Raw genomic sequence first — 13782 nt, 5'->3', positions numbered from 1 at the left:
ACAAATCATGAAGCACGTCGAAGATGTGGCTAATAACAAACTTGTTCATAATTTTGGTTTGTTTTGTTAATGGATGGAGTTTGTGGATAGTTAGATAAATCTACCTTATCTTGGTCATAAATATTTATTATCTTTTAAATGTGATTCAAATCATAAAATAAAACTTCATAAATGAGTGACATGATTGTTCGGTAAATGGATTGATTTTGATCATCTCTCTAGCACGTCGTTCAAGGGATCATCTATGCGTTCTGTTCCACATACATAGGTGAATTTATGACAAGCCCTGTTCATGCTGAACGCAAGGTGACGATCGGGTGTTACATTGCACTCGCGTTTGCGGTTGTGTTCTTTTCTGGTCTGATGCAATCCAACGAATGGTACGGTGTATTCGACTTTACAACGCTTAATGGCTCTTTCGGTAAAGTGGCTTACGGCGTAACGGAAGGTGCGGATGGCGCGGTACAAGCTGCGACCACATCTTTTCGCGGTACTGGCGGTAGCGGTGCTCGTGACGGTTTCATTTTCGCACTTACTTTGATTCCAACCGTTATGTTCGCATTAGGTATGATCAACGTACTTGAGCACTACGGTGCACTTGAAGCCGCTCGTAAGCTTCTTACTCCTCTTCTACGTCCTCTAATGGGTATCCCTGGTAACTCTGGTCTGGCTCTGATTGCTTCTCTACAAAGTACCGATGCTGGTGCGGCAATGACGCGTCAGCTAAAAGATGAAGGTCACCTAACTAAGCGTGAAACGGACGTATTTACTATGTTCCAGTTCACTGCGGGTGCAACCATCGTGAACTTCTTCTCATCAGGTGCTGTGCTGTTCACGCTGACGATGGCTGACGGCTCTCTAGCGGTAACGTCTTCTATTGGTTTAGCGGTTGTGGTGATGTTCGCATTTAAGATCATCGGCGCGAACCTGTTCCGTATCTACCTAAACATGACGGAAGGTAAAGAAGACAAGCAAGACCAAAACAAATCAGAGAACCTAAAAGAGGAGACGGCATAATGGGTGACGTTAAAGCGAAAAAACCAATGGTGACGGATATCTTCGTCGAAGGTGCTAAGAAAGGCTGGGTGATTGCGACTACCTCTACGGTTCCTAACGTATTGATGGCGTTCGTAATCATCAAAGCGCTGCAAATCACTGGCGCGTTGGATCTGATGGGTACGGTGTTTTCTCCAATCATGGCGGTGTTTGGTCTTCCGGGTGAAGCTGCAGCGGTATTGATCGGTGCTTGGATGTCGATGGGCGGCGCAGTGGGTGTGGTTATCACGCTGTTTGACCAAGGTATCCTTAACGGCACGCATATTGCGATTCTTGCGCCTGCTATCTACCTAATGGGCTCTCAAGTTCAGTACATGGGTCGTATCATGGGTCCAATTGGTACTGAAGGTCGTTACATCCCAGTTATGATTGCAATCTCAGTATTGAACGCGTTTGGCGCAATGCTGGTGATGAATCTGTTTGTCTAGGAGTGAGTCATGCAATTCTCTCTAAATGAATATCTAGAAGAGCTACGTCCGCTAATCAATGTGGATTGTGGCACTTACACCACTGATGGTATCGAGTTCATCGCTTCTCAATTTGAAGAGAAGTACCAAGCGATGTCAGGTTGGAGCGTAAAACGCATCGACTGTGGCAGAGCGGGCATCGGTCTTGAGGTTCGAAATAAGCCGGAAGCTGAGCAAATCGACGTGATGCTGATTGGTCATATGGATACCGTGTTCCCTGTGGGTACTGCTGAGCTTCGTCCAATGTCTCAAGATGCAGAGAAAGCTTACGGTCCGGGCGTCTCGGACATGAAATCTGGCTTGCTGAACATCGTATACGCGATGCGCAATCTAGACCAAGCGGTGTTGGATAAGCTATCTATCGCTATCTGCATGAACCCAGATGAAGAAACGGGTTCTCTGGACTCTGTGGATTGGATTCAATCAGTTGCGAAAAACGCTAAGAATGTACTGGTTGCAGAAGCCGCACGTGCAGATGGCGGTTTAGTGAAAGCGCGCAAAGGCATGGCTCGCTACAAAATGACCTTTAATGGCGTTGCAGCTCACGCAGGTAACGAGCCAGAAAATGGTCGCAGCGCAATCACTGAGATGGCGAATTGGATTCTGGCTGTCAATGCAATGACCAACTTTGAATCTGGTACCACGTTGAACGTAGGTATTGTCTCTGGTGGTAACGGTGCGAACATCGTCCCTGAGCATGCTGAAGCGATCGTGGATGTGCGTTTCTGGAGCAACGAAGAATACGATGATGTCGATAGCAAGCTAAACGGCATGCTGGAAACACCATTCGTTGATGGCGTGAGCATTGAGTTGGTTCGTGAAGCGTATAAGCCTTCTATGGTGCCAAGCCCACAAACAGAAAGCCTGATGATGCTAGTTGAAGAAGCGGCAAGTGAACTGGCTATCGACATCAACTGGAAAGAAGTCGGTGGCGGCTCTGATGCAAACAATACGGCGATTCTTGGCGTTCCAACTTTGGATGGTCTAGGACCTATCGGTGCAGGCTTCCACAGCGATCAAGAGTACTTGTTGCTCGAGTCGATCGAACCGCGAATCAAAATGCTGATGCGTGTACTGGAGAAGATTGCTCAATAAGGCATTCTGCTTCTAAAGCTTGGTTCCCAAAGCTGTTGGTTTCAAACCATTTGGTTTCCAAGACTTTTTGTTTCCAAAGCAATAATCCCCGGACTTCGGTTTGGGGATTTTTTTATCTAGCCATTTTGTTTCCTTTCTTCATTATCATTACTCGCTATTAATCCTACGTTCAGGTTCATCGTCTTAATATCTATGCCACAGTCATAAATTTAGGAGGCACGATGACCACAAGCATGTCTGTAAATTCGGCGTCCGATGACGTCTTAGACCAAACGATGCAAGCACCAGATGAGAAAACCTTCTGGCGTAAAATGAAAAATTCCGTCAAGAAAGCAGGCGAAGAGATTGCGGTTATGGGCATTAAATCATGGCTCGCTATGGCAGATTCCAATACCTCCGTTCGCCACAAGGCTATCTTAGGTGGTGCGTTGGCTTACTTCGTCCTACCGACAGATATGGTGCCAGACGTATTAGCAGGCGTCGGTTTTACCGATGATATGGCAGCACTGACGCTAGCGGCGAACTCGGTCGGCAATGCCATCACCGACGAGCATGAAGAACAAGCGAGAGAAAAGCTGAGTTCGATGGTGAAGTAGGTGGGGAAACTGCCCATCAAACATGTTCAATGTTTGGTTTAGTTCAAATAAGAAATTGTTATTTTTAACATTTACTCAAAGCACACGAGCTCGTCGTAATGTTGTTTACCGTGGTGGATTTGGTCTATTGGAAAGTATACTTTCGGATTCAAGTTTTTAGCTAAGGGCAGCCTTCCATGTACAGGTATACGCCAGATATCCGGGGGATGTTAACTTTGAACGGAACACCGTTGTCATCTCAATTAGTGGTCCTTCGAGTTGGTGTTCGTGGAACCATACATGAGTTTCAAACTCTTACTGATGCTAGCGGAGCGTTTGCCTTCCCTGCATTTGAAGAGTGTAAATCTCAAGGCATATTGAGCCTAAATCAGAAATACGTGCTCGTTTTCCTGAAGACTCATCTAGCAAATGGAGAAGAGGTGACGATATGGGAGTCTTCAATTGATGGTTATGAGACTTATGAGTTTGCTAGAGAAAATATGGGAAATTTGAATTGTGAAGTAACCAATGAAGTTTACTACTTCGCTTTTTCTTATTTTGGAAATGGTGAAGATGATACTTATGTGTACAGTCAGTGCAAACTAACTGGTTATGTGGAATCAGGAGTATACGAAAGTTAAGTAGTGAATTCCTTTAGAGAAATATTCTGAGAATGAGCACTTTGATTGATATGTTTAAACTTGATTGAGGCGTTCAGGTATAGCTTTTGCTTATAAAGAACTTTGAGTTTAATAATCATCACAATCATAAACTCTATGAAAAATGTCTTTTATATAAAAATCCATTTAAATTGCAGGAGCTAACCACCATTAGATCTCGAGCATTTTCTAGGTTTATATTCTTGAAAAAGTATCGAAACTCGGTATCTTCAAGCTCACAGTAAAGATTACTTAAGTTGTCCTCTATAAATATAGGTGGTGAAACGTAGTTTAACTGAGACTCCCAAATATATTTCTTTTCTTCATTTATATAGGTGTATATCCCTATGTATGAGTATGTTTGATTCAAAGCGAATTCTTTGAACCTTTGAGAATGTATGACTGGTTTAAAGTGAAATTCACCTAACTCATTAGTACTTGAACTCCTTTTGTAAGTATTCTTTAAAAAATTAGCTTCTAAGTAAACCGTTAGATTTTCTAGAGGTCTTTGATCAAGAACTAAAGTACCTTTTATCTCTGGGCTTAATGTATATTTAAATTTCTTAAAAAAATCGAACATACTTTCGTTGAAACCTAATGCAAGTATTGGAAATGATAAAATGAATAAAAAAGACTATTTTTAAATATGAAATTATGATGTATGTATCTTAGTACCAACCTAATTATCAGACTACTATCTATCGCGATTTGGTTTTGATCTTTAATTTGATAATGGAAATTGTATCTCTATATGATGAAAATGTCCCATATATCATTTTCAAAGTGATAAACATAGACCAGTTATCTTAACCCATCTAGATGAACTAATATAGAATCTAACTACTTACCGATTAGTAATTGAAACAACCTCGGGGGACGAGAATTGTATCTAAACCTTTTTGATTTCGGGTTTATTGGAAATAAAAAACCACCTCAGAATAAGGTGGTTTTTGCTTAGACAGGATAATTTAGTTTGGAAGGGGTTAAGCTTCCGCGCGTTTCAGATGCACTTCTTCTTCGGCGACCCCAGCTTTTGGATCGTTGAAGCGGGCTTCATCCAGTGCGCCTTCTGATTTAGCAACAATGATAGTCACTGCGCTGTCACCGGTGATGTTTACTGCGGTACGAATCATATCAAGTAGACGGTCAACACCCATGATAAGTGCAATGCCCTCTAGTGGCAGACCTACTTGGTTCAATACCATTGCTAGCATTACTAGACCAACACCAGGAACACCTGCGGTACCGATAGACGCCAATGTTGCCGTCATGATAACCATTAGGTAGTCACCCATAGTTAGGTCGATGTTGAATGCCTGCGCGATGAAGGCTGTCGCTACACCTTGCATGATCGCAGTACCATCCATGTTCACGGTTGCACCTAGAGGTACTGTGAACGATGATACGCGGTTCTCAACACCCATACGGTGCTTAGCCGTTTCCATTGTCACTGGAATGGTCGCGTTCGATGATGCTGTAGAGAAAGCAAACATGATTGCGTCTTCCATCTTACGTAGGAACGTAATTGGATTTAGACCAGTGAAGCCTTTTAGCATCAGACTGTAAGTCACAAGACCATGCAGCAATAGCGTACCTGCTAGTACTACGAAGTATTCAGCAAGGTTGAAGATTGCGCTTAGACCAAGACCTGTAAACAGCTTCGCCATTAGGAAGAACACACCGTAAGGCGCAAGGTTCATCAGAATCGCAACCAATTTCATGATTACTTCATTCAGATCAGAGAAGAAAGCTGCGATACGCTCGCCTGGCTTACCTGCTGCACTGATCGCGATACCGAATAGGACGGCGAACACGATAACTTGCAGGGTTTTACCTTCTGCCATTGCGCTGATTGGGTTAGTCGGGAACATATCAATGATCACCTGACCCAAAGATGGCGCTTCTGCTGATTTGAATGAACTTGCTGCGGTTAGGTCTGCACCAGCACCCGGCTGGAATAGCGTACCCATGGTTAGAGCAAGTGTGATTGCGATAGCGGTTGTTGCTACGTAGAAAGCAAGGGTTTTACCACCCATGCGACCCAATGTAGATAGGTCTTTTAGAGAGCTGGTACCACAAACTAGCGAAACAAATACTAGCGGTACAACAAGCATTTTTAAGCTGGCAACGAAGATCTGTCCACCAACTTCGAATAATCCATTAACAATGTATGCGTCGACAAATCCGTTGTCGGCAAAAAGTGTGCGAATTGCAAATCCTGTCAAGATACCCGCTACCATACCCAAAATTACGCGGCTGGTGAGCGACATCGGTTTCTTGGTATTCATGAGAACACTCCTTATAGTTATGCACCTTGAGTTCACTTCAAGGCGGCGTGCAGATTAGCAGCGGAGTGTGAAAATACGAAAGAATAATCCTCTGAATGGTCGATAGATGTGAAGTTAGTCACTTTAAAAAATAGAATATTAACTAAATGGCAACTAAAAGGCTGGTTGAAAAGTTTGTTAATTAACAAATTTATCGAATTTACAACCGATAGAAATGAATTCTTACATTCTTGATTGGTAGAAAACTGTTTGCATACAAGTAGAGGGCAAGATGCCAAGTGCATAACTAGGCATCTTTTATTCAGTTGTTTATTGCGGTGTTATTTCAATGGAGGGCGGGTTTGGTTATCGATGGTACGAGCAAAATTTGAAATCTGTTGATAATCTGTAGGTGTCCAAATTGATTTTGAGGTCAGAGACTTAGGCAGTGCTGAGAAGGCTTTTTCATTGTCGCTTGCTCTAAACTCTACGCTCATCCACTGGTCAATTGGTTGTTGATCGGCAAAGGTCGCGGATAACGAAAGCTCATGGTTTGCACCAGAGTAGTTGGGCGTTAAGTTCAGTGCCATATGGTAATCTCGGAATCGAACTACCCATTTATCAGGTAAGCGTCGCGAGCTATCCCACCAATCACCATCGAGTTGCTGGATTTTCTGTTTCGTTATCGCTTTCGATTGAGCTTTTAAATCCTTTAAAGCTTGTTTGAAAGCGCTGTCCATGGCTCTAGAAAAGCCTTTTTGATCGAGCTTGGGGTTGTCCAGTAATACTTGCTTGGCTAATTTTGCGCCGAGCATGTTGGAGTAGAGGTCTTCGGATGAAAAGGCAGATGCCAGCTCTTTAAATCCGCTAACGGACACCATACCGAACCACTGAGCTATTTCATGCCATTGAGCCAGTCGAAACGCGGTTAGCGCTGCTGCTTGAGCACTGCGATCTAGCTTCTCTTCTTCGCTAAGCTTCTCTTTTTGTTCATACCAACGAATACGACGAACACGAAGTTCTTCAGGCAAGTCCAGATGCGCTGCGCGACCGAGATAATGTTGATTTAGGGTGAATAAATAATAGGTGTAATCTGCGGTATCACGGACGTGGGCAGTATCAATAAACCCGCCTAGTTCGGTAAAGATAATGCCGTTAGCTTCTTCATTCAGACCTAGCAGGCTACCAGAGACAGACTCACTGCCATCGTTATAGTGGTGAGTACCCACTTCGTTGCTGGCTAAGACATTCTCAAGAGAAAAGAATGGAACAGGCACGCTTCCTAGTTGCGCTTTGAGATCGACACCAAATGCACAGCACGGTCTTACGCCAACCGGTGCTTTCAGTTCTTGCGCGTGGACGAGTCCACTACAAAGGCTCAGTAGTAATAGTGCTGCTTTCTTCAAACCCTACTCCTAGAATGCTTCATTAATTTGGAAATAAAAACCAGTGCTGTCTTTGCCGACGCTCAAATCGACGCGCACGTTAATACGTGCCTTAAAGGCAAATCGATAACCAACCCCGACAGTAGGTAACCAGCTACTTTTAAAGAGGTCGTGATAAGTCGGTGCGATATTACCGGCACCTAGCCACCCAACCACACCATGACGACCTGCAATGGTATGGCGAATCTCTACTTGTGTAGAAAGCTGGTGTTTATCGCGATATTGCCCTTGGTAGTAGCCACGCATACGCTGGTCATCACCTAGCTGGGCGTAATCAAACCAAGGAGCGTCACCGAAAATCGATTGTGAATATACCTCCATTGCGATAATCGTAGTGTCAGACCATTGTTGGTAAACACGATAGTTAGCAACGAGGTTGTCGTAGTCTTCATCACTACCGAGTGAATCTCGGTTCGCTATCCATTCAATATCGAGAAACTGTCCACGCATTGGGTTCGGTTCGAAATCACGCGTGTCGTATTCCATTCCAACTAAGACACCACTGCTGGTGGCATCGGCAACTTCTGAAGGGAGAATATCGCCATCGACACCGTCGACCTTACTGAATGACTGCCATTGCCAGCCAAGTTTGGCGTAAGTATTTGGTGCGACTTCAACGGCGATTTTTGGGCTCAACTGTAAACGTTGCCCTTCATACTGCACTTTGTTGTTCTCGTTTTCTGCGGCTTGGCTGCCAATACCCCAATAGTAACCGGGGGTATGGCTTATCCATGCCTCACCTAAAAGACGGACTTTGTCATTTTTTAAATAGGTGCGATTGTTTAACCCCAAGCCGTAAGAACCCGAGGTTGAACCATAAGAAGTAACGGTGACGGTCGAGTAAGGATCGCCTTTTTGCCAGTCATAAGGCGTGTACAACCCCACTGCGGCAACGCCAATACCAAACCCTTGTTCTGGGTTAACAAAAGGACCAGGTAATACGCCCCAGTCGATTAACTTAGATTCATCCACGGTCTCACTTGAACCAAGCTTGGTCAGGATGTCATCCATTAAGCTACTTTCGTCTTGCTGCATAGCAAAAGCAGATGACGAACTAAGCAGCGCGGTGAGCGCAAGAGAATAAGAGGCTTTCATCTTCTTGTTACCCTAGAAACGACGGTCTAAAGAGAAGAAGATGCTTTGACGATCTCCAAAACCGGCTTCACCCAAAAGGTACCAATCTTCATTAATTTGGTATTGCATGCCTGCGATGGTGTTCCATTCAGATTCTAAACGCTGTTTTACTTCAAAACGCGCGCCTGATGGGATTACGCCACCTAAAGATTGTGGTAGTCCAAGATCTTTGAGTGAACCAGAGAGTTCTTGTTCGACATCTTGATACATAGCACCAACCCAAAATCGAATTGGCACGCCATTTTGATGGAAGTCGTAACCAACACGAGGAGATACAACAAGTGCATCAATTGAACCGTCAATAACGGTTAAATTGGTTTGAGTGTAACTTGCATCGACCAGTGCGAACCATTGGTCGTAGCCGCCGGCAAGTACAAAGCCAAGACCTTTGGTGTAACCGTCAAGGTCTAGACGAAAGTTCTCAATACGTTGTGGTTTCACAAACGGCAACTTAACTTTGACGTTTACATCCGTTTCTGAATAGCCGTCGAGCGTGCCGATCAAGCCATAAACGTTTAAGAAAGGAAATAGCCAGACATCAGCACGCAATGTCATTACATCGGTGGCTTGTTTACCTGGTTCTGCTTGCATATCGACTAGTTTTTCAATCCCGCCCAAGCCTTTTAAAGCGATAGAGTCGACATTGATGCCTTGTTCCATACTCATATAGCTGAGGTTTAAACCAAAAGGTTTTGGCAAATTGTAGCCAAGCGCCTCTGCTTTCTCTTTCCAAATAGGAAGAGAAATGGAATCCGCATTCGCGACTCCGGTAAACAAGCAAGATGCAGCAACAAGCAAAGAAGGTAATTTCATAAGTCACTTCATAAATCGTGGCGATCTCAATGTAAGCGGAAGATAGGTTACTTTTAGCTTATGAGATTCAATTATCGTCACGGAAAAATCACTGCTTTCTCATAAGGAAAAAGCACCAAAACGAGAGTTAAGATCCGCGGCTTTTATGTGTTTTTAGAGAGGCTTCTTAACTTCGGCGAGCGCATCTTACTCTTAAAATTTAAAAAGTAAACTTTAAAGTGTACTTTAGATTCTTGCGCGCTATACTCTGCAGCCACTTACATGAGGTTGGTGAATCTAGAACGATGAAACTTTCGGAAAAAAAACGCATTGCGCTGATTGAAGCGGCTCAACAGGAGTTTATTGAGCACGGATTTAGTGGCGCAAATATGGATAGAGTGTGTGAGCGAGCTGGGGCATCGAAGCGTACCTTATATCGCCATTTTGAAAGTAAAGATGTGTTGTTTATCGAGTCGATACAAAGCGTGCTCGAAACTCAGCGTGCACGATTGCAACTCAATTACTCACCAGAGAGCGATATCGAAACACAACTTAGAACCTATTTGCATGCCAAGTTGAACTCTATGTATGAAGACTTTGGTTTGCCGCTCGCCAAGATGGTGATCAGTGAGTTTATGCGCACACCAGAATTGGCAGAGAACTACTTACACCAACTTCAACGCCAAGATGCATTGCTGGAAAACTGGTTTAAAGAAGCCATTGCGGATAACAAGCTCAAAGCGCTTGACCCAGTCATGATGAGTTGCATGCTAATGTGCTTATTGAAAGGAAACTGTTTGTGGCCACAATTGGTTGCTAATCAAGCGGTGCCGAGTATTGAGCAGCGCAAGAAAGTCGTTGAGGATATTCTTACGCTGTTTTTAGATGGCTACCGACGTTAGTTTGCTTATTGCTTATTGCTTATTGCTTATTGCTTATTGCCTCAAATGTTTAACTCATCACGACATGACGCAGTGTTGATAGAGAGGTGTGATCCCACGTCCAATAGTCTTGTTCTCGGTTATGGAGCCCTCCGACCCAATAGTCTTGAATGAAAAAGTCTTTCCCACTCAAACAAGCTTTGCCACGAGCATTAATACTGACTTGTTGTTCCCACCAATTTTTATCAAATGAATCCACAGCAAACAGTGGTTTTTCCGCTCGTGCGAGTGGTAGTAGCAATGCATAAAACATTACGTCACCGAGGGTGGGAAGTGGCTCTCTTTGCTGACTTCTCTGAAACCAATCTTTAACGGTGATGGCTGTGTTTTGCTCGCCCAATACTTGCAACGCCAAATATTGGGTGAAGCTCAATCCTGACTCCGAGTTAGGCAGTTCTTGAAGGTGTCGTTTCATCACTGCTTTGATATTCGGTAAGCAATCTAATTCATGTTGTTCTAGCAAGTTAAGGAGCGGCTGCGGTGTTTGAGCCCGCAACGCTTGCCAGCAGCGTTTGGCTTGACTGAAAAGCTTCGCTGTAACCGGCTTTCGGTGTTGCCAACATGAGCGAATAGCTTCGGCAGGGAGTTGCCCAAAGCCAATAAACCGTTCTGTTCCTGGAAACTGGTTGAATTCGATGATCTCTATCACTTTACCTACCCTGTTCTCTAACAAGGAAAGTCCTCGAAGTAGCATGAATTGATCATAGGCATCGTGTTCAACCCAAAAAACAATACGTTCATATTGATGGTTAAGTAGAGTATGGATATTGTTTTGCTCAAACTGCGCTACATTTTGAACCGAATCTTTGCGACCCATCACGGGTAGCAATGTGCCTACGACGTATTGTGCTCGAATGGCGACAAAGCCTTTTTTATCATTGGGAATAGGGCCGATGCACAGTGGATCAATCATAGGTAAGAAATCACCTTCAAACCCGCAAGTCTTTAATAGTTGCTGAATATCGTGCCCACAGCGGACGTGGAGTGTTTTTAAATCTGCATCAAGCGGGTTTGCTTGGTGGTCAATAGCGTGCTTGTGCCTTTCTAGTTCCTCTATATGTGCTTTTAACTTGCTCCAACTGGGCAAGCCAAGCTCTCTAGCTAGAGCGTGTTGAACGTCTGACAGCTGGATAGAGTCAGGAGTAAGTGTTTCTGGTTGGGAGTGAAACTGTTTAACCTGTTTGAGTGCAATGGTGTCATTTTGGCGGATCGCCTTTAAGCGTTTTTTTGCTACAGACTTTTGCTGGTTAAGGTTAATGGAGAAGCTATTGTAAGATTGCATTTTTCACCTTTCTTATCTCTTCCACACTCGCTTTATTAGAAGTTAAAAAGAAGGTAAAAACAGATTGTTCCTGCTAACAAGAGCAGGGTGGTTGAGGTGCCGTGAACCGAGTTCTTTCCGCGAGTGTTGGGTGCTTTAGGCTTGAGCTGCTTCAATGGTATGTAATCGAAACAGGTATCGCAACTTTGAATAATATAAAGAAGCAAAACTGCACTTAACTTCACATAAAACAGTTCTAGAACTTAAGCGAGGAGTAAGCTGGAGAAGAGAAAGCATCCATGATGAAGGCTTAAGAATTGCGCCTGTTGAGCTTGTTTTGTGTCGCTCTATCCAACTCGCACTTTGGCACTATCAAGGAGTGTTTTATAGAGGGCAAGGGCGGCGGGTCCACTTTTCGCCCCTTTCGGTAAGGTAAGATGTAGAGCGACTTGATATTGGTTCGAATGTTCAAGATCTATCTCTTTGATATGGTTGTTTTGACGGTACTCGACGAGATGTTTTGGGAGGCGGCAGAAGCCGACGCCTTGCTCAACCGCTCTAAATGCGTGGTCAAAATTATCTACCGTGATTCTTTGACGCGCGCGTAACCAGCCTACGTCTCGCTTCTCTTTGTTTGATTCCCCTAAGTCTCGAACCACAATTTGGCTGGTGGTTGCAAAGTCCGCCAATGAAATATGTTCCTTTTTTGCTAGTGGATGTCGAGCTGCGATCACAGGGACCATAGTGGTAGTGCCGAACGCTTCAGCAGGGTAGTTGGTGATCGGAAGGTTGATGATGGCAATATCCGCAAGTTCATTGATCACCATGTCTGTGGTTTTACTCAGAGAGGTCTCTACAACTTGAACGGAAGTCGTGTTGTTGTGTGTGAGAAATTCACTAAGTGGAGTATAGAGCCAACTTGGGTCGCACAAGTGATCGATCGCTACCGTTATCTGTGATTCTACACCGCTATTTAGCTGCCCACTGATCATTTCAAGTTCACGAGCCTGCTCAAGCATTGATTGTGCACGGCGCAACATCGTCTGACCGTGTTCGGTTAATCCGGCCTTACGACCTTTTACTTCTATCAGCTTGATACCCAATTGGTCTTCGAGCTTTTTCACCGAATAGATAAGCGTGGTATGGCTTTTATTGAGCATCACTGCGGCTGACTGAATGCTCCCCGCCTGTTCAATTGCTTGTAGTGTTTGCCATTGCTCTAAGGTTGTTTTGAGTCTCATTAGTCAGTTTTTTCCACAGTTAATGGCAAAATTATGAACTTTTTTGTCAGTTTTATAAAGGTAATAATCTTCCCATCAAAAGCGAGTCAATAAGAAGAGGAGACTCAAGATGGCGAAACTATTGCAAGTTGATTTTGAATTTCATGGTCCGTTTGGTGAAGAGATGTCGAATGCTCTGATCGATTTAGCTAAATCAATTAACCAAGAACCGGGTATGATTTGGAAAATTTGGACGGAAAGCGAGAAAGATAAACTTGGTGGTGGCATCTATCTTTTTGAAGATGAAGCCACGGCGCAAGCTTATCTCGAAATGCACACTGCTCGTCTGAAACAGATGGGGGTTGAACGAGTAAGAGGGCAGATATTTGATATCAACGCGTCACTAAGTACCATCAACCAAGGTCCAATCGGAGAGTAATATTATGACTAACCGCACCTTTCTAACCGTTCATGGCACGATTTATACGGTATTTGCTTTTGCGTTATTTTTTGTTCCAACCATGATGTGGCCGATGTATGGTGTACAAATCAATGACCAGTACGCACTGTTTTTGTCCCAGCATACGTCAATCTTTTTAGGTGGGATTGCTGCGGTAAGTTTGATGTTGCGTGATGTTGAATCTGGCAATACGGCGAAACAACTGTTTAAAGCTTTGTTGGTCACGAATGTCTTGGGCGTAGCGATCACTACTTATGCTGGCATCACGGGGGTGTTTGTTGGCTTTGGTTGGAGTGATCCCGCCTTCTTCTTGCTATTGAGTGTGCTCACTTTTCTTCAATTGAAGAAGCAATAATAGAAGCTATCTTAATTAGATCATTATTAAAAAGCCCCGCGATAATTGCGGGGCT

The 13782-nt window shown here is 43.9% G+C and carries 15 protein-coding genes; 8 read left to right on the top strand and 7 right to left on the bottom strand.

Annotated features, from left to right (window positions below):
* Positions 1-276 precede the first annotated feature (276 nt).
* From NL647_RS08180 to NL647_RS08160, 5 genes are all read left to right on the top strand, one after another.
* Positions 277-1017, top strand: coding sequence for a nucleoside recognition domain-containing protein (locus NL647_RS08180; RefSeq protein WP_005437881.1), 741 nt, complete (start codon positions 277-279; stop codon positions 1015-1017).
* A complete protein-coding gene (locus NL647_RS08175) occupies positions 1017-1484 on the top strand; it encodes a YjiG family protein (protein WP_005374849.1) in 468 nt (155 codons plus the stop codon). Before NL647_RS08180 ends, NL647_RS08175 begins: the two co-directional genes overlap by 1 nt.
* 9 nt (positions 1485-1493) lie before the next feature.
* Complete coding sequence (locus tag NL647_RS08170; RefSeq protein WP_045396822.1) at positions 1494-2618, top strand: M20 family metallopeptidase; 1125 nt, start codon at positions 1494-1496, stop codon at positions 2616-2618.
* Positions 2619-2839: 221 nt separating this feature from the next.
* Positions 2840-3214, top strand: coding sequence for a YkvA family protein (locus NL647_RS08165; RefSeq protein WP_017818396.1), 375 nt, complete (start codon positions 2840-2842; stop codon positions 3212-3214).
* A 176-nt stretch (positions 3215-3390) separates the two neighbouring features.
* Complete coding sequence (locus NL647_RS08160) at positions 3391-3834, top strand: DUF6795 domain-containing protein (protein WP_367618288.1); 444 nt, start codon at positions 3391-3393, stop codon at positions 3832-3834.
* 133 nt (positions 3835-3967) lie between these two features.
* Here the strand turns inward: NL647_RS08160 and NL647_RS27230 are convergent, their stop codons facing one another.
* The 5 genes from NL647_RS27230 to NL647_RS08140 form a co-directional block, all read right to left on the bottom strand.
* Positions 3968-4432 (bottom strand): DUF6795 domain-containing protein, encoded by a 465-nt coding sequence (locus tag NL647_RS27230; protein WP_313905200.1) that lies wholly within the window; start codon positions 4430-4432, stop codon positions 3968-3970.
* A gap of 403 nt (positions 4433-4835) precedes the next feature.
* Positions 4836-6140 carry a dicarboxylate/amino acid:cation symporter gene (locus NL647_RS08155; protein ID WP_005447448.1) on the bottom strand — a complete coding sequence of 435 codons (1305 nt, stop codon included), beginning with the start codon at positions 6138-6140 and terminating at the stop codon, positions 4836-4838.
* Between the two features lie 320 nt (positions 6141-6460).
* Positions 6461-7525 (bottom strand): DUF4056 domain-containing protein, encoded by a 1065-nt coding sequence (locus NL647_RS08150; RefSeq protein WP_253649972.1) that lies wholly within the window; start codon positions 7523-7525, stop codon positions 6461-6463.
* A gap of 9 nt (positions 7526-7534) precedes the next feature.
* Complete coding sequence (locus NL647_RS08145) at positions 7535-8659, bottom strand: BamA/TamA family outer membrane protein (protein WP_253649971.1); 1125 nt, start codon at positions 8657-8659, stop codon at positions 7535-7537.
* A gap of 12 nt (positions 8660-8671) precedes the next feature.
* Positions 8672-9511: a hypothetical protein gene (locus NL647_RS08140; protein ID WP_005447451.1), complete on the bottom strand. Its 840-nt coding sequence runs from the start codon at positions 9509-9511 to the stop codon at positions 8672-8674.
* Between the two features lie 284 nt (positions 9512-9795).
* On the opposite strand from NL647_RS08140, the gene NL647_RS08135 reads away from it, so the two are divergent.
* Positions 9796-10392 (top strand): TetR/AcrR family transcriptional regulator, encoded by a 597-nt coding sequence (locus NL647_RS08135; RefSeq protein ID WP_253649970.1) that lies wholly within the window; start codon positions 9796-9798, stop codon positions 10390-10392.
* 49 nt (positions 10393-10441) lie between these two features.
* Here NL647_RS08135 and NL647_RS08130 read toward each other — a convergent pair whose 3' ends face one another.
* Both NL647_RS08130 and NL647_RS08125 read right to left on the bottom strand, forming a co-directional pair.
* A complete protein-coding gene (locus NL647_RS08130; protein ID WP_253649969.1) occupies positions 10442-11713 on the bottom strand; it encodes a DUF1835 domain-containing protein in 1272 nt (423 codons plus the stop codon).
* Between the two features lie 326 nt (positions 11714-12039).
* Entirely contained in the window at positions 12040-12933 is an 894-nt protein-coding gene (locus NL647_RS08125) for a LysR family transcriptional regulator (protein WP_253649968.1), read from the bottom strand.
* Between the two features lie 109 nt (positions 12934-13042).
* On the opposite strand from NL647_RS08125, the gene NL647_RS08120 reads away from it, so the two are divergent.
* Positions 13043-13351, top strand: a complete 309-nt coding sequence (locus tag NL647_RS08120) for a monooxygenase (RefSeq protein WP_050932693.1) — start codon at positions 13043-13045, stop codon at positions 13349-13351.
* Between the two features lie 4 nt (positions 13352-13355).
* On the top strand, positions 13356-13727 hold the full coding sequence (locus NL647_RS08115) for a hypothetical protein (protein ID WP_005447457.1): 372 nt from the start codon (positions 13356-13358) through the stop codon (positions 13725-13727).
* Positions 13728-13782: the final 55 nt, after the last annotated feature.

This window comes from Vibrio sp. Y29_XK_CS5 (genome assembly GCF_024181835.1).
Taxonomy (GTDB): Bacteria; Pseudomonadota; Gammaproteobacteria; order Enterobacterales; family Vibrionaceae; genus Vibrio; species Vibrio harveyi.
This window is presented reverse-complemented; position numbering and strand designations above follow the sequence as displayed.